19 protein-coding genes are annotated in these 20,916 nt (G+C 66.2%); 10 read left to right on the forward strand and 9 right to left on the reverse strand.

The window, feature by feature from the left end:
- Positions 1–47 precede the first annotated feature (47 nt).
- Together P3L18_RS21140 and P3L18_RS21145 are read left to right on the forward strand one after the other, a co-directional pair.
- Complete coding sequence (locus P3L18_RS21140) at positions 48–869, forward strand: crotonase/enoyl-CoA hydratase family protein (RefSeq protein ID WP_276115145.1); 822 nt, start codon at positions 48–50, stop codon at positions 867–869.
- Positions 870–881: 12 nt separating this feature from the next.
- Positions 882–2,336 carry a cytochrome P450 gene (locus P3L18_RS21145; protein WP_094601087.1) on the forward strand — a complete coding sequence of 485 codons (1,455 nt, stop codon included), beginning with the start codon at positions 882–884 and terminating at the stop codon, positions 2,334–2,336.
- 7 nt (positions 2,337–2,343) lie between these two features.
- Here P3L18_RS21145 and P3L18_RS21150 read toward each other — a convergent pair whose 3' ends face one another.
- Positions 2,344–3,381, reverse strand: coding sequence for an LLM class F420-dependent oxidoreductase (locus tag P3L18_RS21150; protein WP_276115146.1), 1,038 nt, complete (start codon positions 3,379–3,381; stop codon positions 2,344–2,346).
- A 133-nt stretch (positions 3,382–3,514) separates the two neighbouring features.
- Between P3L18_RS21150 and P3L18_RS21155 the strand changes: the two genes are divergently transcribed.
- The 3 genes from P3L18_RS21155 to P3L18_RS21165 are packed head-to-tail and all read left to right on the forward strand — an operon-like array spanning position 3,515 to position 6,769.
- Complete coding sequence (locus tag P3L18_RS21155; RefSeq protein ID WP_276115179.1) at positions 3,515–4,504, forward strand: OB-fold nucleic acid binding domain-containing protein; 990 nt, start codon at positions 3,515–3,517, stop codon at positions 4,502–4,504.
- A 40-nt stretch (positions 4,505–4,544) separates the two neighbouring features.
- On the forward strand, positions 4,545–5,591 hold the full coding sequence (locus P3L18_RS21160; protein WP_276115147.1) for a thiolase domain-containing protein: 1,047 nt from the start codon (positions 4,545–4,547) through the stop codon (positions 5,589–5,591).
- A complete protein-coding gene (locus tag P3L18_RS21165) occupies positions 5,591–6,769 on the forward strand; it encodes a thiolase domain-containing protein (protein ID WP_006371981.1) in 1,179 nt (392 codons plus the stop codon). Before P3L18_RS21160 ends, P3L18_RS21165 begins: the two co-directional genes overlap by 1 nt.
- An 85-nt stretch (positions 6,770–6,854) precedes the next feature.
- Here P3L18_RS21165 and P3L18_RS21170 read toward each other — a convergent pair whose 3' ends face one another.
- The 3 genes from P3L18_RS21170 to P3L18_RS21180 all read right to left on the reverse strand — a co-directional run bounded on the left by P3L18_RS21170 (position 6,855) and on the right by P3L18_RS21180 (position 9,776).
- Positions 6,855–7,814: a hypothetical protein gene (locus P3L18_RS21170; protein WP_276115148.1), complete on the reverse strand. Its 960-nt coding sequence runs from the start codon at positions 7,812–7,814 to the stop codon at positions 6,855–6,857.
- Between the two features lie 208 nt (positions 7,815–8,022).
- A complete protein-coding gene (locus tag P3L18_RS21175) occupies positions 8,023–8,472 on the reverse strand; it encodes a nuclear transport factor 2 family protein (RefSeq protein ID WP_276115149.1) in 450 nt (149 codons plus the stop codon).
- Positions 8,469–9,776 carry a cytochrome P450 gene (locus P3L18_RS21180; RefSeq protein ID WP_079930809.1) on the reverse strand — a complete coding sequence of 436 codons (1,308 nt, stop codon included), beginning with the start codon at positions 9,774–9,776 and terminating at the stop codon, positions 8,469–8,471. Before P3L18_RS21180 ends, P3L18_RS21175 begins: the two co-directional genes overlap by 4 nt.
- Before the next feature lie 337 nt (positions 9,777–10,113).
- Here P3L18_RS21180 and P3L18_RS21185 point away from each other — a divergent pair, with 337 nt between their 5' ends.
- Together P3L18_RS21185 and P3L18_RS21190 are read left to right on the forward strand one after the other, a co-directional pair.
- On the forward strand, positions 10,114–11,277 hold the full coding sequence (locus P3L18_RS21185; RefSeq protein ID WP_006371977.1) for a steroid 3-ketoacyl-CoA thiolase: 1,164 nt from the start codon (positions 10,114–10,116) through the stop codon (positions 11,275–11,277).
- A 4-nt stretch (positions 11,278–11,281) separates the two neighbouring features.
- Positions 11,282–11,767 (forward strand): nitroreductase family deazaflavin-dependent oxidoreductase, encoded by a 486-nt coding sequence (locus tag P3L18_RS21190; RefSeq protein WP_020170018.1) that lies wholly within the window; start codon positions 11,282–11,284, stop codon positions 11,765–11,767.
- Positions 11,768–11,795: 28 nt separating this feature from the next.
- On the opposite strand, the gene P3L18_RS21195 is transcribed toward P3L18_RS21190, so the two are convergent.
- The gene (locus P3L18_RS21195) at positions 11,796–12,407 is read right to left on the reverse strand and encodes a TetR/AcrR family transcriptional regulator (RefSeq protein WP_276115150.1); all 612 of its coding nucleotides are present in this window, start codon (positions 12,405–12,407) and stop codon (positions 11,796–11,798) included.
- A gap of 122 nt (positions 12,408–12,529) precedes the next feature.
- Here P3L18_RS21195 and P3L18_RS21200 point away from each other — a divergent pair, with 122 nt between their 5' ends.
- Genes P3L18_RS21200 through P3L18_RS21210 form a run of 3 tightly spaced genes read left to right on the forward strand, consistent with a single transcriptional unit; the run spans position 12,530 to position 15,474 of the window.
- Positions 12,530–13,792, forward strand: a complete 1,263-nt coding sequence (locus P3L18_RS21200) for a cytochrome P450 (RefSeq protein ID WP_276115151.1) — start codon at positions 12,530–12,532, stop codon at positions 13,790–13,792.
- Positions 13,793–13,835: 43 nt separating this feature from the next.
- The gene (locus tag P3L18_RS21205) at positions 13,836–14,666 is read left to right on the forward strand and encodes a glycosyltransferase family 2 protein (RefSeq protein ID WP_276115152.1); all 831 of its coding nucleotides are present in this window, start codon (positions 13,836–13,838) and stop codon (positions 14,664–14,666) included.
- Positions 14,626–15,474: a glycosyltransferase family 2 protein gene (locus tag P3L18_RS21210; RefSeq protein ID WP_276115153.1), complete on the forward strand. Its 849-nt coding sequence runs from the start codon at positions 14,626–14,628 to the stop codon at positions 15,472–15,474. Before P3L18_RS21205 ends, P3L18_RS21210 begins: the two co-directional genes overlap by 41 nt.
- Positions 15,475–15,496: 22 nt before the next feature.
- On the opposite strand, the gene P3L18_RS21215 is transcribed toward P3L18_RS21210, so the two are convergent.
- The 4 genes from P3L18_RS21215 to P3L18_RS21230 form a co-directional block, all read right to left on the reverse strand.
- Positions 15,497–16,843, reverse strand: coding sequence for a condensation domain-containing protein (locus P3L18_RS21215; protein WP_276115154.1), 1,347 nt, complete (start codon positions 16,841–16,843; stop codon positions 15,497–15,499).
- Positions 16,840–18,207, reverse strand: coding sequence for a condensation domain-containing protein (locus P3L18_RS21220; protein WP_276115155.1), 1,368 nt, complete (start codon positions 18,205–18,207; stop codon positions 16,840–16,842). The genes P3L18_RS21215 and P3L18_RS21220 overlap by 4 nt, the downstream gene beginning before the upstream one ends.
- An 80-nt stretch (positions 18,208–18,287) precedes the next feature.
- A complete protein-coding gene (locus P3L18_RS21225) occupies positions 18,288–19,766 on the reverse strand; it encodes a condensation domain-containing protein (protein ID WP_276115156.1) in 1,479 nt (492 codons plus the stop codon).
- A gap of 54 nt (positions 19,767–19,820) precedes the next feature.
- The gene (locus P3L18_RS21230; protein WP_014361522.1) at positions 19,821–20,840 is read right to left on the reverse strand and encodes an alpha/beta hydrolase family protein; all 1,020 of its coding nucleotides are present in this window, start codon (positions 20,838–20,840) and stop codon (positions 19,821–19,823) included.
- Positions 20,841–20,916: the final 76 nt, after the last annotated feature.

Raw genomic sequence — 20,916 nt, forward strand, 5'->3', positions numbered from 1 at the left:
AGAGCACGTTCCTCCCACATGCCACTTCCACCGATCTGGGGGTCGAGATGACCACGATGTCGCATGCCGAATCCGCCACCGACGAGGCGCCACACTGTCTGGTCGAGCAACGCGGACACGTTCTGATCGTCACCATGAACCGCCCCGCCGCCCGCAACGCGCTGTCCTCGGAGATGATGGCGATCATGACCGAGGCCTGGGACCGGGTCGACTCCGATCCCGAGATCCGGGCGGCGATCCTCACCGGCGCGGGGGGCGCGTTCTGCGCCGGCATGGACCTCAAGGCCATGTCGCGCAACGCTCCCGGCGACACGGTCAAACAGGGCGCCTGGGACCCGGCGTCGCTGCCTGCGCTTCTCAAAGGCCGCCGACTGACCAAACCGCTCATCGCCGCCGTGGAGGGCCCGGCGATCGCCGGCGGTACCGAGATCCTGCAGGGCACCGACATCCGGGTGGCCGGCCGAAGTGCCAGATTCGGTGTATCCGAAGCACGTTGGGGACTCTTCCCGCTCGGCGGCAGCGCAGTACGGCTGGTGCGACAGATCCCCTACACCGTCGCCTGTGACATGCTCTTGACGGGCCGTCACATCACCGCCGACGAGGCCAAGGAATACGGTTTGATCGGCCACGTCGTCGACGACGGCGCCGCCCTCGACAAGGCTCTCGAGCTCGCCGATGCGATCTGCGCCAACGGTCCCCTCGCCGTGCAGGCGATCCTGCGGACCATCCGCGAGACCGAGGGGATGCACGAACTCGACGCCTTCGCCATCGAGGCGCCGATCGGCATCTCGGTGTTCCAGAGCAAGGACGCCAAGGTCGGCCCGAAAGCATTCGCCGCCAAGGAAAAGCCGGTCTTCACCGGCGAGTGACGTCGGGCGACGTTGACACCACCGCCCACGACGAGCATCGTCGAGGATGTGTTGCGACGCCCGCTGAAAAACGACTGGTCCGGCCAACGATTCCCGCATGCCGGCACCCGGCGCCCGGTCATCGGTGACCTCGGGGTCTCCGATCCGCGTAATCCGGTGTTGAGCATCCTCGAGTGGGGCCCGGGCCTCGGCCCGATCTTCGAGATGCAGATCTTCCGGCAGAAGTTCGTGTTCGTCGCGTCGGCCGAGCTCTCCGCCGAACTCTGCGATGAGACCCGTTTCTGCAAGGCGTTGCCACCGGCGATCACCGCGCTGCGCCAGTACGCCGGCGACGGTTTGTTCACCGCGCGCAACGACGAACCCAATTGGCAACTGGCGCATGAGTTGTTGATCCCTGCATTCACCAAGTCGGCGATCCGCTCCTACCACCCGACGATGATCTCCACCGCGAGTGAACTCTTCGACTATTGGGACCGTCGCGGTGGCGACACCGATGTCACCCGGGACATGACCAAGTTGACCCTCGAGACATTGACGCGCACCGCTTTCAGTCAGGATTTCGGCTCGTTCTCCTCTGCGCAGCCGCATCCGTTCATCGGTGCGATGATCCGCGCACTCGAGACCGGCCGACGCAAGGGCGGCTTGGGTACCGCTCCGGGTGGCCGATTCCTGATGCGCTATCTCGACCGCCGCAACGCCGAGCACCAGGAGTACGTCGACTCACTCCTCGACGGGGTGATCGCGGCCCGCGCAGGCGATCCGAACCGTGACGATCTACTCGGCATCATGCTCAACGTCGCCCATCCCGAGACGGGCGAGAAGCTCTCGATGCTCAACATCCGCTACCAGATCCTCACCTTTCTGGTCGCGGGGCATGAAACCACCTCCGGGGCATTGTCATTCACCCTGTACTACCTCTCCCAGAACCCGGAGTGCCTCGCGCGCGCCCAGGCCGAGGCCGACGAGATCCTCGGTACGGATCCGTCGGCGATGCCGGAGTTCGAGCAGGTGCCGAAGTTCCGCTACATCCGACGCTGCCTCGATGAGGCGCTGCGGATCTGGCCGACCGTTCCCGCCTTCGCCCGCAGCCCGCGGGAGGACACCGTGATCGGCGGTCACCACCGGATGCGGACCCAGGACTGGGCGATCGTGCTGCTGGGCCTGGTGCACCGCGATCCGCAGGTGTGGACCGACCCCGACGTCTACGACCCGGATCGGTTTCTCTCGGCGAACATCAAGAAGCGGCCCGCGCACACCTACCAGCCGTTCGGCACCGGGGTGCGCTCGTGCATCGGACGCCAGTTCGCCCTGCACGAGGCGGTGTTGGTGCTCGCGAGCCTGCTACACCGATACGACCTGCGCGCCGACCCCGACTACCAGCTGACCGTCGACGAGCGTCTCACCATGGTGCCCAAGGATTTTCACTTGTCGCTGAGCGAGCGCCGGGTGTCGGCGACCGCGGGTTGAGCGTGGTTCACACCAGCCCGGCCAGGGTCTCGATGGTCTCGACGTCACGCGCGGTGACCATCAGCATGTCGACTCCGGCGGCCTCCCACAAGGAGATCTGCGCGCGTACCTCGTCGGCGGTGCCGACGATCAGGGTTTCGCGGACCATCTCGTCGGGCACCGCCGCGATCGCCTCCTCCCTGCGGCCCGCACGAAACAATCGTCCGATCTCCTCGACGGCGTCGCCGTAGCCCATCCGTGTGTAGAGCTCGGCGTGAAAGTTCTTCTGCTCGGCGCCCATTCCGCCGACGTACAGCGCCGTCGACGGACGATACCGGTCGACGGCGGAGGCGACGTCGTCGGTGACGACGACCTGCACGGTCGCCGCCACCTCGAACTCCTCACGCGTTCGTCGCGCCCCGGGGCGGGCGAAGCCCTCGGCCAACCACTGCTCGTACTGATCGGCCAGGGCGAGACTGTAGAAGATGGCGAGCCAGCCATCGGCGATCTCCGCGGTCTGCGCCACGTTGCGCGGACCCTCGGCGCCGAGCCAGATGGGGATGTCGGCCCGCAGCGGATGGGTGATCGGCTTGAGTGACTTGCCCAGGCCGGTCGATCCGGGCGCGTCTGTCGGGTACGGCAGCGGGTAGTGCGGCCCGTCGCTGCGCACCGGTGTCTCGCGCGCCAGCACCGCGCGGACGATCTCGACGTATTCGCGGGTCCGGGCAAGGGGTTTGGCGAATGGCGCGCCATACCAGCCCTCCACCACCTGCGGGCCCGACACCCCGAGTCCGATGATGTGGCGGCCGCCGGAGAGGTGGTCGAGGGTGAGCGCGGCCATCGCCAGGGAGGTCGGCGGTCGCGCCGACAGCTGGGAGACCGCCGTGCCCAGGCGGACACGGGACGTGGCCGATCCCCACCATGCCAGCGGCGTGTAGGTGTCCGAACCCCACGATTCGGCGGTGAACACGGCGTCGAAGCCGTTCGTCTCGGCGGCCGCGATGAGCTCGGCCGCGCCGGCGATGGGACCGGCTCCCCAATATCCCAGTTGCAAAGCCAGTTTCACGGTCGATGCCGTCCTCTCGGGGTTGTCGATCCTCGGCGTGCCGACGTGCGTCTTGTGCCCAATACTAGAACGTGTTCTACTCGATTGTGTGAGCAGCATCGCAACCAGTGACCGACCCGGAGTCCCAGACCCGGTGGCGGTCGTTCCCGAACCCGAGACCCCCGTCCTCACCGCACCGCTGACCAACACCTTCGGGTACACCCGGTCGCTGGGTCCGGTGCTGTCGCAGTTCGCGCTCGGTCTGCGCGACGGCCGGATCGTCGGCTCACGCGCCGCGGATGGCACGGTCTCGGTGCCGCCGGTCGAGTTCGATCCCGGATCGGGTACCCCGACCACCGATCTCATCGACGTCGCCGCCACCGGCACCGTCGTCTCGTGGACGTGGGTCGACCAACCCGCCGCTCCCCAACCGCTCGACGTGCCGTTCGCCTGGGCGTTGATCCGCCTCGACGGCGCCGACACCGCTCTCTTGCACGCCCTATTGGTGGATTCGGCCGACGACGTGACGACGGGGCTGCGCGTGCACGCCGTCTGGCGCGCCGCACGGACCGGCCGAATCGACGACATCAGCCATTTCGCCCCGGGTGAGACCGCAACGCCGGCCGAACCGAATACCGCCGAGGTCGACGCCGGCGAGCGCGTCGTCATCACGACCCCGATCACCACCACGATCACCCACTCGGCCACCGAGGAGGAGTCCTGGTACCTGGAGGGGCTCAAGGCCGGCAAACTCTACGGCTCCCGGATCGGGTCGGGCGTCGACGCCGGTCGGGTGTACTTCCCGCCGCGCAAGGTCAGCCCGTCCGACGGTGCACCCGCGGTGGAGCGGGTCGAGTTGGCCGACACCGGGATCGTCACCACCTTCTGCATCGTCAACGTCCCCTTTCAGGGACAACGCATCAAGCCGCCGTACGTCGCCGCCTACGTGCTGCTCGACGGCACCGACATCCCGTTCCTGCATCTGATCCTCGACTGCCCGGCAGACGAGGTCCGGATGGGGATGCGCGTGCAGGCGGCGTGGGTCCCCGAGGACGAGCGTGAACTCTCGTTGGGCAGCATCAGCCACTTCCGGCCGACCGGTGAGCCGGACGCCGACTACGCCTCCTACCGCGAATTCCTCTGAGCCCGAACACTTTCTCGCCCATCACAAAGGACATGTCGTCATGACCCTCCCCCGGATCGCGATCGTCGGGTTCGCCCACAGCCCGAATGTCGTCGGGACCCACGGCACCACCAATGGGGTGGAAATGCTGATCCCCTGTTTCTCCAAGCTCTACGCCGATCTCGGCGTCAGCCGGACCGATATCGGCTTCTGGTGTAGTGGATCGTCGGATTACCTTGCCGGACGCGCTTTCTCGTTCATCTCGGCCATCGACTCGATCGGTGCGATGCCGCCCATCAACGAGTCGCACGTCGAAATGGACGCGGCGTGGGCGCTCTACGAGGCCTGGGTGAAGATCGCCACCGGCGAGGTCGATCTGGCCCTGGCCTACGGCTTCGGCAAATCGACTGCCGGCGACATGGATCTGACCCTGGCGCTGCAGACCGACCCGTACACGGTGGCACCGCTGTGGCCACAGGCCCGGTCGCTCGCCGCACTGCAGGCCCGCGCGGGACTCGATGCCGGAACGTGGACCGAGGCCGACATGGCGGCGGTGGCCGCCCGTACCACCGGCGCCTCGGTGGACGACCTCCTGGGTGCCGACTACGTCGCGAATCCCTTGCGCGCCCACGACATCGCGCCCTACACCGATGCCGCGGCGGCGGTCATCATCGCCTCCGAGCGTCGGGCGCGTGAGCTGGTGGCCAATCCCGCGTTCATCACCGGGTGGGATCATCGCATCGACACCCCGAATTTCGGCGCGCGGGACCTGACGGTGTCGCCGTCGACGACCCTGGCCGGCGATACCGCGTTCGGCGACCGGAGTCGCGCCGTCGACGTCGCCGAGATCGCGGCACCCTACACGCATCAAGAACTGATCGTGCGCAACGCGTTACGCCTGCCGGAGTCGGTGCGCATCAATCCGTCCGGCGGTGTCCTCGCCGGGAACTCGCTGTTCTCGGCGGGATTGCAACGGATCGGTTACGCCGCGAACGAGATCCTCGGCGGCAACGCGCAGACCGCGCTCGCGCACGCGACGAGCGGTCCACTGCTTCAACAGAACATGGTGGTCACCTTGGGCGCCGACACCGCGGGAGACGAGAACTGATGGCACACAACAACCGGGCGGCGGTTCTGGGCACCGGCCAGACACACTATGTCGCCAAACGGCACGACGTGACGATGGCCGGGATGTGCCGGGAGGCGATCGACGCGGCGCTGGCCGACGCGAAGGTCTCGATCGATGACATCGACGCCATCGTCATCGGCAAGGCCCCGGATCTCTTCGAGGGCACCATGATGCCCGAGCTGGCGATGGCGGAGGCGCTCGGCGCCGTCGGCAAACGACTGATCCGGGTACACACCGCGGGTTCGGTCGGTGGTTCCACCGCCAACGTCGCGGCGTCACTGGTATTCGCCGGGGTGCACCGTCGGGTGCTGGCCGTCGCGTGGGAGAAGCAGTCGGAGTCGAACGCCATGTGGGCGTTGTCGATTCCGGTGCCGTTCACCAAGCCGGTGGGCGCAGGCGCGGGCGGATTCTTCGCGCCCCACGTGCGCGCCTACATCCGGCAGTCCGGCGCCCCCGAGCACATCGGTGCGATGGTCGCGGCCAAGGACCGTCGCAACGGCGCCCTCAATCCGCTGGCACACCTGCATCAGCCCGACATCACCACCGAGTCGGTCATGGCGTCGCAGATGCTCTGGGACCCGATCCGCTACGACGAGACGTGCCCGTCGTCGGACGGGGCGTGCGCCGTGGTCATCGGCGACGAGCAGATCGCCGATGACGCTGTGGCACAGGGAACTCCGGTCGCATGGATTCACGCGACCGCGATGCGTACCGAGCCGTTGGCCTTCGCGCACCGCAACGTCGTCAGCCCACAGGCCGGTCGGGATGCCGCCGCGGCACTGTGGAAGGCCGGCGGCATCGACAACCCCGTCGAGGAGATCGACGCCGCCGAGATCTACGTGCCCTTCTCCTGGTTCGAGCCGATGTGGTTGGAAAACCTGGGTTTCGCGCCGGAAAACCAGGGCTGGAAGCTGACCGAGGCCGGCGAAACCGAGATCGGTGGACGCATCCCACTCAACGCCTCCGGCGGCGTGTTGTCGTCGAATCCGATCGGCGCGTCGGGCATGATCCGCTTCGCCGAGGCTGCGATCCAGGTGATGGGCAAGGCCGGAGCACACCAGGTGCCCGACGCCCGCAAGGCCCTCGGCCACGCGTATGGCGGTGGTTCGCAATACTTCTCGATGTGGCTCGTGGGGTCCGACAAGCCACAGCACTGACGTATGTCTCGGATCCTTCCCCAAGGATTTCGTTGTTCCCCTGGAAATTGTCAGGGGAGGAATGGGTTTCTTGGGGAAGAACAGGTCAGCCAACGATTCCTGCGCGGCGGAGAGCCCCGAGGATCTTGCGGACGAAGGCGTCGGGGTCGCGCAGATCCTGCCACGTCCACCGCACCACGACGATCCCGCACTCACGGATCGCGTCCTCGCGCAGCTTCTCCGCGTAGATGACGTCCTCGGCAAGCCGATGCCCGCTGGCCGCCGAGGCACGGTGATACTTGAACCTGCCGTCGAACTCCCCGACGACCAGCAAACTTCCCTGCGAGTCACGCCACCCGAAATCGCAGCGTTTCACCGAGCCGTCGGCGACGACGACCTCCGCCTGGAGCTCGGGCCGCGGCACCGACTTCGACTCCATCATGACACTGCGGCTCAGCGACTCGCCGATGCTCTCGGATCGATCGTCCGCCAAAGGCAGGGCGCTGCGCAGTAACGCAATTCCGTGCTGTCGCCGCATACCCGCTGCGACACCTTCAAGGTCGACGGAAATACCACGCTTACGGCCCTGGTAGAGCCCGGAGTCGAGAGCGCACAACGCTTGCCGGAAAGTGCCTTCCCGCGCGACGTCACAGACGGTACGTGCGATCGACGTCACGAGAACTCCGTTGGCCTCGACGAGATCGGTCGGAGTGATGTGGGCTTGGTGAACGATCAGACTCTGCGTGGTACGGCCTGAGGCTTTCGAGGTGAAATGAACCTTCGAGGTATCGCTGTCCAGCAACGGAATGCCCAGCAGCGCCGCCGCCGACTGATGGCTCGGGTAACGCCGTTCCCCGCCGATCCGAACCGCCGCGAGGACCGAATCGCGATACCGCTCTTCGCGAACCGCAAACTCATCGAGCTCGCAGTCGCCTTTCACCGGGACGTACCCACCCCACCCCACACGCGCAAGAGTCCCGTCGCGTAGACCACGTGCGATCTCGGCGTCGGTCGCACCTCGCTTGATCGCATCACGTCGCAGGATCAGACGGTCGTCGGAATTCATGGGGATGAGCATGCCCGAGAACGAGCAGGCGTGGTCAAGCTCATCCACAGCTGTGGATAATCGCCTTTCCACCGGGATCCTGGCGATTCTTCCGCAAGAAATCCGTTCCTCCGCAGGAAATTTCGCGGGGAAGAACGAGAAAGTAGGGGAAGAAGATTCTTCCCCTACTTTTCATGGGTCGAGCGCTCCGAGCGGGTGAGAGGGTCTGCTAAGCCGGGCGCACCGAGTTGATCGTCTTCTCGACCTCCCAGAATGCCCGCAGCGCAGCGAGTTTCCCGTTCTCGTCGGCGCGATAGGTGAACACACCGTGGGCTTCGGAGACGTGACCGGCGATGTGGGTGACGATCTTACCGATGTAGGCGACCTCGTTGCCGCAGATGATCTCGTCGTCGAAGACGAACTCGATGCTCTCGGTGGTCGCTATCGACAGATCCCAGAACTCCGAGATCCGTTGGTGCCCGGTGAATCCGATGCCTTCGGCATCGAACATCGACGGCCCCACCGGGTCCTCGACCTTCGCGTCGGCGGCGAAATTGTCCACCCAGGCCTGCTTGTCCCGGGCCTCGACGAACTCACGCGAGCGCCGTCCGGCGAGTACCGCCGGATGGTTCTCCCGATCGATGTTCAGATACGCCGGCGCGGTTCCGGAGTGGGTCATTTCGTCCCGTAGTCGACCCGGAGTTCCTTGACCCCGTTGATCCAGCCGTGCCGCAGCCGACGCGGTGCCTCGAGCCGGCTGATGTCGGGCACCAGGTCGGCCAGCGCGTTGAACATCAGGTTGATCTCCATCCGCGCCAGGTTCGCCCCGACGCAGAAGTGCGCACCGTTGCCGCCGAAACCGACGTGCGGGTTGGGATCCCGCAGGATGTTGAACTCGTAGGGTTTCTCGAAGACCTCGTCGTCGTAGTTCGCCGAACCGTAGAACAACCCGACGCGCTCGCCCTCGGCGATGTCAACGCCGCCGACCTGCGTGTCGCGCTTGGCGGTGCGCTGGAAACAGTTGACCGGCGTGGCCCAGCGGACGATCTCGTCGACCGCTGTGGCCGGCCGCTCCCGCTTGAACAGCTCCCACTGATCGGGGTGTTCGAGGAAGGCGTTCATGCCATGGCTGATCGCGTTGCGCGTCGTCTCGTTGCCGGCGACGGTCAGCAGGATGAAGAAGAAGCCGAACTCGGCCTCGTCGAGCGACTGGCCCTCGATATCGGCGTTGACCAACACGCTGACGATGTCGTCAACGGGATTCTTGCGACGTGCCTCGGCCATGTTGTAGCCGTAGCCGAGGATCTCCGCCGACGCCATCTCCGGGTCCTCGCCGAACTCCGGGTCGTCGTAGTTCATCATGTTGTTCGACCAGGTGAAGAGCTTGACCCGGTCTTCCTCGGGCACACCGAGCAGATCGGCGATGGCCAGCAACGGCAGGTCGACGGCCACATCGTGGACGAAGTCTCCGGTGCCTTGTTCGGCCGCGTGGGTCACGATCGTCCGGGCCGCGTCGTCGAGCTTGTCCTCGAGCGCCTGCACCGCACGCGGCGTGAAGGCCTTCGACACCAGCTTGCGCAACCGCGTGTGGTCCGGCGGATCGTGGTTGATCAGCAGCGCCTTGGTGACGTCGAGCTGCTCCTGGGTCATCTCGTCGTCGAAACGCATGATGACCCCGTTGGACGCCGTCGACCAGTCGGCGTTGTTCTTGGAGATCTCGCGGACATGGGCGTGCTTGGAGATCACCCAATAGCCGCCGTCATGAAATCCGCCGCCCTTGCCCTCGCGCTGCGCATTCCACCACACCGGGGCCGTCGAACGCAGGGCTGCGAACTCCTGGACCGGGAGCCCCTGCTCGAGCAGATCGGGACTGGTGAAATCCCAGCCCTCCTGCGTCATGAACGGGCTGCTGCCCGGGTCTTCCGTTGACGACGTCGCCCCGCTCGGCGACTCCCCCGCGGAAACGTTGACGGTCTTGACCACTGTCACACCACCTGTCGTTACCTGTAGTGAGATGAGAACGGACTTCGGTCTCACTTGTGTGATCCACGGTACACAAGAAACCACGGCAGCACGAGAACCTGTTCTACTTTTTTCTGGACGGTCGCCCCAGTCTGTCCCACCAACGCAGTGTTGGGCGACCGTCCCACTTCGACTTTTCTGGACTTCTGTCCAGGAAACTGGAGCTTTCACCCTTTCCTCTGCCCATCGCCATCGCCATATCGATCCCGAGGCTGGACGCAAACGAGAACATGTTCTAATTTGAGCAGGACAGTGCCGGTCGTCAGACGGCAGAGAACCTCGGAGGAGAGGAACCACCATGGGTGTTCCCGTGATCGTGGAAGCAGTGCGGACGCCGATCGGAAAGCGGGCCGGGTGGTTGTCGGGTCTGCATGCCGAAGAGCTCCTCGGGATGACCCAGCGCGGCCTCATCGAACGGGCGGGCATCGACCCGGCCTTGGTCGAGCAGGCGATCGGCGGCTGTGTCACCCAGGCCGGCGCCCAGGCCGGCAACATCACCCGCAAGGCCTGGCTGTCGGCGGGTCTGCCCGAACACACCGGCGCGACCACGATCGACTGTCAGTGCGGGTCTGCGCAGCAGGCCAATCATTTGATCGCCGGACTGATCGCGACCGACACCATCGAGGTCGGCATCGCCTGCGGCGTCGAGACCATGACGCAGGTGCCACTGGGCGCCAACGTCGGGACGAATGCCGGTCCCTACCATGCCGATTCGTGGCACATCGACCTGCCCAACCAGTTCGAGGCCGCCGAGCGCATCGCGCGCCGACGCGGCATCACCCGCGCCGACATCGAGGCGCTCGGACTGCGGAGCCAACAGCGTGCGCGAATCGCCTGGGACGAAGGACGCTTCGACCGCGAGGTACTCGCGCTCAAAGCACCGGAACGCACCAAGGACGGTGAACTCACCGGCAACATCCTCGACGTCGTCCGCGATCAGGGGCTGCGCGAGACGACCGCGGAGTCGCTGGCCGGACTCAAGCCGGTGATCGAGGGCGGCATCCACACCGCCGGGACCTCGTCGCAGATCTCCGATGGCGCCGCGGCGATCCTGCTGATGGACGAGGGTCGTGCACGGGAACTGGGCCTCACCCCCCGGGCTCGGCTGCGCGCGCAGGCGCTCGTCGGTGCCGAGCCGCACTACCATCTCGACGGTCCGGTCCAGGCCACCGAACGAGTACTGAGCAAGGCCGGAATGTCGTTGTCGGACATCGACCTCGTCGAGATCAACGAGGCGTTCGCCTCGGTGGTACTCAGTTGGGCCCAGGTCCACGGCGCCGACATGGACAAGGTGAACGTCAACGGCGGCGCGATCGCACTCGGACATCCGGTGGGTAGCACCGGTTCCCGGTTGATCACCACCGCCCTGCACGAACTGGAACGCACCGACAAACAGACCGCCCTGATCACGATGTGTGCGGGCGGGGCGATGGCCACTGGCACGATACTGGAACGCATCTGAGCCGGTGGATGCGAACAACCGTCCACCCCAACTCGATTCGCCTGTTGTCGCGCGGCTGATCAAGGTGGGCTCGCGGCTCAACACGGTGGTCTACCGCGCCACCGGTGGCCGCCTGGGCAACACGTGGCGAATCGGGGCGGCACTGCACAAGCCGGTTCCGGTGTGCCTGTTGACCACGACCGGCCGCAAGTCTGGTAAGCCTCGCACCGCACCGTTGCTCTATCTGCGCGACGGCGAGAACTTCGTCGTGGTGGCCTCACAGGGCGGACTGGCGCATCACCCGGCGTGGTATCTCAACCTGCGCGCCAACCCGGCGGTGACCATCGAGGTCGGGCGCGATCGCCACGAGTTGCGGGCCCGCACCGCCGATGAGGCCGAACGCGCGCGCCTGTGGCCCAAACTGGTCGACGTGTATGCCGACTTCGACACCTACGACGCCTGGACCGAGCGCGAGATCCCGGTGGTGATCTGCGAACCCGCCACCGGCTGACGCCTCCTCGGACCTCGGCCGGGCCGGCTCAACGAATTCCGCTCGGAAGTGCACGGATCGCCGATCCCAACCAGCAGTCGAGGAACTCTCGGCGATCCGGAGCCGAGTGCGCGTGGCCGGGGTCGATGATCAGTGATTGCAGGGTGCGCAAGACGATCTCGACGAGGATCTCGATGTCCTGGTCGCCGTAACCGCGTGCGGTCCAGTCGACATCCATCCGCTCGATCATGCTGCGCGCGAATACGCGCGCGTTCTCCGAGGTGATCCGTCCGATCACCGGGAGGCTCTGATGTCCGGGCAGCAGCAGGATGCCCATGTAGCGGTCGTCGGCGAGCGCCTCCAGCACCGCTGAAACACCCTCGACCACAGCCACATCCGGCTCGGTGAGTCCCGCCAAGCGGCCGGCGATGCGGTCGAGGAACGCTCCGACGGCGTCGATGGCGGTCGCCGAGAGCAACGCCTCGGTGCTCGGGAAGTAGCGATACACCGTCTGGCGGGTCACGCCGAGTCGTCGCGCCACGTCGGTCAGACGCGTGGCCTCTCCCTGTTCGTCGATGACCTCTCGGGTGGTCGCGAGAATGCGCGCGACCGCCTCCTCATCGGTGGCGGGTACCGCACCGGCCCATCCGTGCGTCCGCATCAGCGTGCCCCATGGTCGATCGGCCTCACCGGGCACTCGCGCGTCATGAGAATCCACCCTAATCGGCGAACGAGGCCGAGACGTTTGACCATACGGATATTCTTCTGGTGTATGGTGTGGTGATGCAGACCACATCGGCCCGTCCGTTCGACGCGGGCATCGACTTCACCGATCCCGACCTCCTCGAACGCGGTATCCCCCTTGTCGAGTTCGCTCATCTGCGCCGGTCGGCACCGGTGTGGTGGAACGCCCAGGAGGAGGGCAAGGGCGGCGGATTCCACGATGGCGGATTCTGGGTGGTCTCGAAGCATGCTCACGTCCGCGAGGTCTCACGCAATCACGCGCTGTGGTCGACCAATGCCAACGGCGCGATCATCCGCCTCCCCGAGTACGTGACGGCCGATCAGATCGAGTTCACCAAAGCGCTTCTCATCAACCACGATCCGCCGTCGCACACGCGTCTACGCAAGATCGTCTCGCGCATCTTCACGCCGAAATCCGTTGGTGCGCTGACCGACACGTTGCAGGAGTCGGCACGCCGGGTGGTGACCGAGGCCGCGGCGCGCGGCAGCGGGAACTTCGTCGACGACGTCGCCGTCCACCTCCCGCTGCAGGCGATCCTCGACCTCATCGGTGTACCCACCGCCGATCGTCCGAGAATTCACGAACTCGTCGACGCCATCATCAATTCCGACGATCCGGATCAGCTGATCGATCCCACCACGGCGAACGCCGAATTGCTGGGTTACGCATACCAGATGGCCGAGGATCGGCGACGTAATCCGCGTGAGGACATCGTCACCACCCTGGTGCAGGCCGACATCGACGGTGAGGCCCTCGACGAGATGGAGTTCGGTTTCTTCGTCATCCTGCTGATCACCGCCGGGAATGAAACCACCCGAAATGCGACCACGCACGGAATGAATGCGTTTCTCGATCATCCCGCCCAGTGGGAGCTGTTTCGCCGTGAACGACCCGGTTCGACGGTCGATGAGATCCTGCGCTGGTCGACGCCGGTCAACGCCTTCCAGCGAACCGCCCTCGCCGACACCGAACTCGGTGGCGTCGCGATCACCGCTGGGCAGCGGGTCGGACTGTTCTACAGCTCGGCCAATTACGACGAGGACGTCTTTTCCGACCCATTCACCTTCGACATTCTTCGTGACCCCAATCCCCATCTCGCGTTCGGCGGGAATGGGGCACATTTCTGCATCGGGGCCAACCTCGCCCGCCTCGAGCTGAACCTCATCTTCAACGCCATCGCCGACGTGCTGCCCGACATCTCCCGGGTCGGGCCGATGCGGCGGGTCCGATCGGGCTGGCTCAACGGGGTCAAGGATCTCCCGGTGGACTACGGCACCCTCTCCCGGGTGCCTGGTCCCTGACGCTCGGTGGCCACGACGCGAAAGGGCACATAGACTTTCGTCCATGGCCGACGAATCCGATTCCACAGCCGACCACCTCTGCCCATCGACGCCCGCAGTCGCGGTGATCATCCCCGCATACAACGAGGAACGCCTGATCGTCGACACCCTGCAGGCCTTGCAGGATCAGGAGTTCGACGCCCCACTGCATCGTGAGGTCCTGCACGGATTCCGCGTGGTGGTGGTCGACAACAACAGCACCGATCGCACCCCGGACCTCGTCCGCGAGTTCATCGAGGCCGGAACCCGGTTCCCCACCGAATTGATCTCCGAAACCGAAAAGGGTTCGGGCTGTGCGGCCGACACCGGCGCGCGTCACGCCATCGCTTCCGGAGCTCGCTACATCGCGCGCACCGACGCCGACTCGCATCCGGCGCCGGACTGGCTCGCCACCCTGCTGACCCCGCTGTTCGCCGGGAAACGGCTCGTCGGCGGCCGGGTGAAAGCCCGTGACGACGAAGACGTCTCACCGTTCCTGTTCAACGCGGTCGGCAAACTCTGGCGGGTCGGCCACGCCGTGGAGTACCTGCGGACCGCCCGCGGACCGGCCGCCGGCCGCCGCAGTTATGCGGTGGTGGGCAACAACATGGCCATCGACGTCGAGATGTACCTGGAATCCGGCGGGTTCCCGCGGACGCGCATGGAGGACGTCGACGACGACACCGTGTTACAGAGTCGCGTGCGGTCGCTGGTGGGCCCCAAGGGAATCGCCTTGCAGAAGAATGCCCTGGTCTACACCTCGCAACGCCGCCAACAGGCCTTCGGGATCAAGGGCCTGCTCGAATGGTATTCGGGTGACCGCAGTTCCACCGACCTCGCCGCCGATGTCCGCTGAGCCCCGCGTGGCGGTGATCGTGCCGGCCTACAACGAGCAGCGTCTGATCACCTCGACGCTGCGCGCCCTCGACGCCCAACGTTTCGACACGGTGCTCGAACGTCAACTGCTGAAAGGTTTTCGGGTCATCGTCATCGACAACAACAGCACCGACACCACCGCGGAGGTGGTCGAGAAGTTCATCGCCGAGGGCACCCGCCGGCCGTTCGAGCTGATCACCGAGACACAGAAGGGCATCGGATCGGCCGTCGACACCGGCGTACGGCACGCCATCGACACCGGCGCGGTGTTCGTCGCCCGGACGGATTCGGATTCGGTCCCCGATCCGACGTGGCTACACGAGCTGCTCCAGCCGTTGCTGGCCGGCCGGCGACTCGTCGGCGGCCGATTACGGGCACGCCACGACGAACCGTACTCGCCGGTTCCCTACGACCTGCTCGGCCTGCTGTGGCGAGTCGGACACCTGCAACAGAAGTGGCGAACCCGACACGAACCCCCGTATGCGCAGCGGACTTTCGGGGTTGTCGGCCCGAACTGCGCGTTCGACACCGAGGTCTACCTGACCGCAGGCGGGTATCCGCGGCTGCCTCTCGAGCAGGTTTCCGACGACTGGGAGTTGCAACAGCGTGTACGCAAGGTCGCACCGAAGTCCGCGGTGGCCCTCGCACCCCGTGCCATCGTCCGCACCTCTCAGCGACGTGTACGGCATCTGGGCATTCGTGGGAACTCGGCGTGGTACGCCGCCGACCATCGGGGCGGACGAGCCGACCTCGCGGAGTCGACGGGTCAGGCGATCGACATCCGCTGAGCAGTGACGCCGGTATGAGATCTCATGCCATACCGTGTGCCTGCGCAGCAGGCATCGTGACGCGATCGACGATCTCACCGATCACCGAAACCGTCTCGGACAGAACGGCGTCGATGATCTTCTCGGCCTGATCGGTATCGGGATAGCGAACCCGCACATGGATGCCGCTCTCGTCGCGCCACAGCCACCACTGCGCGTTGTCGGTGTCGTGATCGCCGGAGAGTTGACGGACCTCGACGCCGTCGGCCGGTGTGTACCAACGGGTGTAGTCCACATAGGATAGCATGAACACGTCGTCTCGGCTGCGGCGCAACCGATCTCCGAAGGTCTGATAGACCGGGGTCAATCCGATCTCGGCCAGCGGTGTCGCCTCGGCCACCCGTCGTGCGTTGATCCGGCTGAGCTCCAACGGATCACCACTACATGCGACGCGCATCGGGATGTTGTCGACCACCCAACCCACGAAGCGTCGGTCCGTCTGGGGTCCGGCCGGGATGATCGTCGACATCTCCTCCGGGCCTCCGGACCGATGGACGGCCACTCCGATGGCGGTCAGCAATGCCGAGAGCGTACGGCCGCCGTGGCGTCGGATACCGGAACTGAGTTCGGGGGCGTCGTCGGCGGCCACCAGTGTGCGCATCGCGGTGCGCATCGGCTTGCGCTCCCCCGGGCCGACGCCGAGATCCAAGGGGAAATCCGGTATCTGCCAGTCGGATTGTTCGAGAAAGCGTTCCCAGCCGGCCAGCCGCGGGTCGTCGGCGGGCACGTCCGGAAGACGGATGTGGGCGCGCACCTCGTCGAGACCCGATGCCGCGGGCCGTAACGGGCGTTCGGCGAGAACATCGGTGATGTCGGCGGCGATCACCGTCAACGACCGGGCGTCGACGTAGGCGTGGTCGAAGGCACAGGTCACCGTCGTCGAGTCCGGCCGGCAGACGGCGGACAAGAAGTGCCCACCGGATCGGAGTGGATTACACGCCGATGCCGTTCGTCGCAGTACTTCGTCGGTGAGTGCCTGCGCGTCCCAGTCGCGCGCATCGATCTCGTCGTCGACCATCGCCGGGACATCCTGATGATGATGGCGCACATAGTCATCGCCGGCGACGAAATGGCTGCGCAATGCGTCATGACGCGACATCAGCTCCGATGCCATGCGGCGCAGCAGTTCCCGGGGCACCGATCGGGGAATATCGATGACGAGGGTCATCCAGCCCAGGTGACCCTCCTGCACCGAGTCGAGATGGAAACGCTCGTTCTCCGAGACCGCCATGACCGTCACAGCCGACGAGTTCGCCGCTGCGCACTCCGGCACCCACTGCACGAAGCGGCCGGGTTGCACCGAATAGTGTTCCAGGCTCGCCAGTTTCATACCGCTGCCCCGGTCGCGCCGGTGTGCGGTGCGGGCCGCTCGGCACCCGCGGCGAAGTCGTGCAGGATATCGGCGATCGCGTCGAGGTAGTTACCGATGTTCCGCCGGGCGGTCGCGTTGTCGGGGATCTGGGTCTCGACCGTCACGCAGTCGGTCATCCGGCTCACCCAGAGGTTGGCGTTCTTGGTCTTTCCGACACCGGGGAAACCGACCGTCGTCCGCACCGTCGGGTCCTCGACCCCCGGCAGCCGACGATGATCGAGGTAGGTCACCATCTGCGGCGAACCCGTGATCGGCGGCAACTCACCGGTCTGCGCCAACACCCCGAGTACCGCACCCACCGGCGCGGCTGCGGCGGAGCGGGCGTCGCGGACGGCGTCGGTGGCCGCCCCGATCAGCGACACGAAGTCGGCGTCGGGGTCCACCTCGAAACAGATCGGCGCAAAGTTGCACAACCAGCCCTGGGTGCGTTCGTGCCCGGGGGGACGCGTCGCCAGGGCGGTCGTCGTACAGAACAGGCGATCACCGGTCACCGCGAACTGCGCCGATGCCATTGCCGCGTACAGACACCCGGTGAAGGTGCAGCCGGTCCCGGCGAGCCGCTCGTCGATCCGGGCGGCGTCATCGGCGTCGATCAGATCGCGACGGGCACGGACCGCCGGTACGGCGGTGTCACCGTCGAGCCCGAGATCGAGCGGCGAGGTCGGAACCCCGCCCTTGGCCCGCAGTGCCGCCCGCCAGGTGTGGACGCTGTCGGCGTCGGCGGCGACCGCCGCGGCCGACATCGCCTCGGCCCGGATGAAATCCGCGTACTTGCCGACCGACAGCAGATCCGCGGGCTCGCCGTGCACCCGTGCCCGGTAGAGCGCGACGATCTCGGCGAGCGCGAGCCACACCGAGTATCCGTCTCCGTGGACATGGTCGGCGCCCAGATAGAACGTGAAACCCCGCTCACCCGCCGCCGCCCCGAATGCCATGGCGGGTACCGAATCGAAGTCGGTCAGCGAGGTGATGCGTTGCGCCGCATACTCGCCGACCGACGCCTCGTCGAGGACGAGGTCGGGGTCCGGCACGGTGGTGACCATCTCCACCGAATCCGGTGGTGCGACCACGCGGGTGATCCCCGATTCGTCGACCACGTAGTGCGCACGTAGTTCCTCGTGGCGCCGCACGAAGTCGGTGAGCGCCTGCGCCATGGCCTCGGCGTCGAGCGGCTCGTCGAAACGCGTGAGGGAGCCGATGATCGCCCGATGCGGTTCGCCGCGTAGACGAGCGGCGACCGCGGTCGCGAGGTGATCGGACTGCAGGAAGGTTCCCGCACCCGAGGGAGACGAGCCGAGTCTGGCCCGATCCGGGGAGCGCATGGTCCACTCCACGACGGACCCACCCGGAAACGCCTCGCGCAGAAGCGGTCCGAGCTCACCGGGTGGTGAGAACCGCACCGTCACCGGCGCCGGCCGGTCAGTGCGGAGGTATCGGCGAGGACGACCGGGCAGTCGCCGTCGGCGATCACCGAGCGCAGTATGGCGTGGAACGTCGAGAGGAACGCCTCGACCGCAGCGCCCTGCGGACCGGCGGTGAACCGGGCGGAGACGTTGAGGCCGTCCGGGATTCGGTTGATCCAGAAGTACACCTCGTCGGCGTCGGCGGTGGCGCTGCGCAGGACGCGGGCATTGCGCGCGTCCCACTGGTCGGCGCCCTCGGCACGTCGCAGGTCGATGTAGGAGATGACGAATCCCGGCGGGGTCACGTCGCCGCCGATCAGGTCGGCAATCGGGGCGAACGGAGCGCTGCCGGCATCGCGGTACCGTCCGACACTCGCCGCCACGGAAGGCAGTGCCTCACGGAATGTGGTGGCACCGCCCAATCGGGCGTGCATCGGGATCACACCGACGAACCATCCCACCGCCTCGCCCCACTCGGGGCCGGTGCGGGTGTGGACGGGGCTGATGAACCGCAGATCGTCGGCCCCGCTGCAGGCGGCACCGGCCATCGTCAGCGCCGTGTACACACCGACGGCCATCGAGGTGCCCGCGGCTTTGCACACCGTGTCGAACGCCTTGGTCTGGGCGGGATCGAGGAGATATGTCGACAGGCTCGACTGGTATCCGTCGTCGGGGATGCGAGGGCAGGTGATCGTCGGAGAATGGCCGTCGGGAACCTCGAAACGAGGGAAGGTCGGCATCGGCCCCGGCTGCGCGACCGATGTCGGGGTCTCGAAGAACTCGCGCCACAGGGTGACGGCGATGTTGTTGGCGTCGATCTGCTCGCCGAGATCGCGTTCGGCGTCGGCGAAATCGAGGTAGCTGCCGTAATCCAGCAGATTGTGCGGCGTTGTGTCCAGTGCGGCCTCGTACAGGGTGGTGAGCTCGCGGATCGCGAAAACCTGTGTGTAGGCATCCATCACGGTGTGGTCGGCGGCGAAGACCAGCAAGAAACGATTGTCGTCGCCGTCCGGTTCGACGGTGACCGCAACGCAGTGGGGCCACCGGAGCGGTGACACGGTGCTGTTGAAGTACTCCTGCACGCAGGCCTGGGCTTCGTCGGCGCTCATCGCGTCGCCGAGTGCGCTCGTGCGGACCGAGATCGCCTGGGCTGCGGTGGTGATCCGGGTCAGATCGTCCTCGGGGCCGGTACCGGCATCGGTGCGCACCGACGACCGGAACGCCTCATGCCTGCGGTACCACTCCTCGATGGCGGCCGCGAGTGCCTCTCGATCGAGGGGACGGTCGATCATGAACGCCGTGCCGATCCATTCGCTGTACCAGTCGGCACCCATCGTCTGGGCGCGGCGCGCGTGCTCGAGGTGCATGTAGGACAGCCGCCGCGGATCGGGCTGCCAGGCGGCGGGGTCGGCGGTCGGCTCCCACGCGGTCACCCGACCGCCGGGAATCCGATAGTCGGCGAGCTCTGTGTATTCCATCGAAACCTCCGGTAATGATCGTGTGAACGGGACGGAGCAATTGTTGAAAGCGCATCAACTGTTCAAGCCGCGGGCAATGGTGGGCCAACTCTGCGTCTGCTGGTCGCGCCAGTACGGCCAGGAGTGCGTTCCCGGATCGACGTATCGAATCGTCGCGGGAATGCCGGAGGCGACGAGTCGGGACTGCAATTCCCGTGTACACAGGTAGGTACCGAATTCGATTCCACCCCCGACGACCTGGCGATTCGCCGGGTCACTGTTTCCCGGGTACCCCGGCTCGTCGTACTTGCCGGGCATCCCGGTTCCACTGGAGACATACACCGTCGTGCCGCGCAGATTGCCGGCCAGCGACACCACGTCGTGCGCGGCCCATTGGGGATCGTTGGGAGGGCCCCACATGTTGTCGGGGTTGCCGCCGAATGCGGTGACGATTCCCCGCGGATACGTCTGTCCGGCCAGGCCGGTGGTGGTGTAGCAGCCACTGTAGGAGGCGACCGCCCGATAGAAACCCGGATGGCGTGCGGCGAGCACCAACCCGGCACCCGCACCCATCGAGATGCCTGCGATCGCCCGCTTGCCGTTACCGTTGAACGTGGCATCGATCAGCGGCGGCAGCTCGTCGATCAGGAATGTTTCCCATTGGTAGCGGCCGAGTTTGGGATCATCACGTTCCCAGTCGGTGTACAGGCTGCCGTTGCCCGCCAGCGGCATCACGACGTTGACGTTCTTGTCGGCGTAGAAGCGCCTGGCATCGGTCTTGCGCAACCACATGCTGTTCTGCGGGTCTTCTTCACCGAGTCCGCTGAGCAGGTACAGCGACGGACGAGTCCGGTCGGCGTGTGCCGGGGTGAGCACCTGCACCTTGATCGTCTTGCGCATCGCCGGGGAGTACACATAGAGGGCGGTGAGGTCGGTCCCCTCCGACGCCGTCCGTACGATGGACGCCTTCTGCGGCGTCGCGTATGCGGCCCCCGGCTCACCGACGACCCCGGTCATCACCGCGGCAGCGACGACCAGAAGACCCGCGGAAACGCGGAAACGCCACCGCGAACGGCGACCAGAATCACCCGACAAATCAGCACCTCGCGAACAGTGAACAACCGAGAAATGTGGCTCAGATAGACCGCCAGCACGCTCAAGATAACCCGAA

Origin of the sequence: Gordonia sp. N1V (genome assembly GCF_029269935.1) — a bacterium.
GTDB lineage: Bacteria > Actinomycetota > Actinomycetes > Mycobacteriales > Mycobacteriaceae > Gordonia > Gordonia polyisoprenivorans.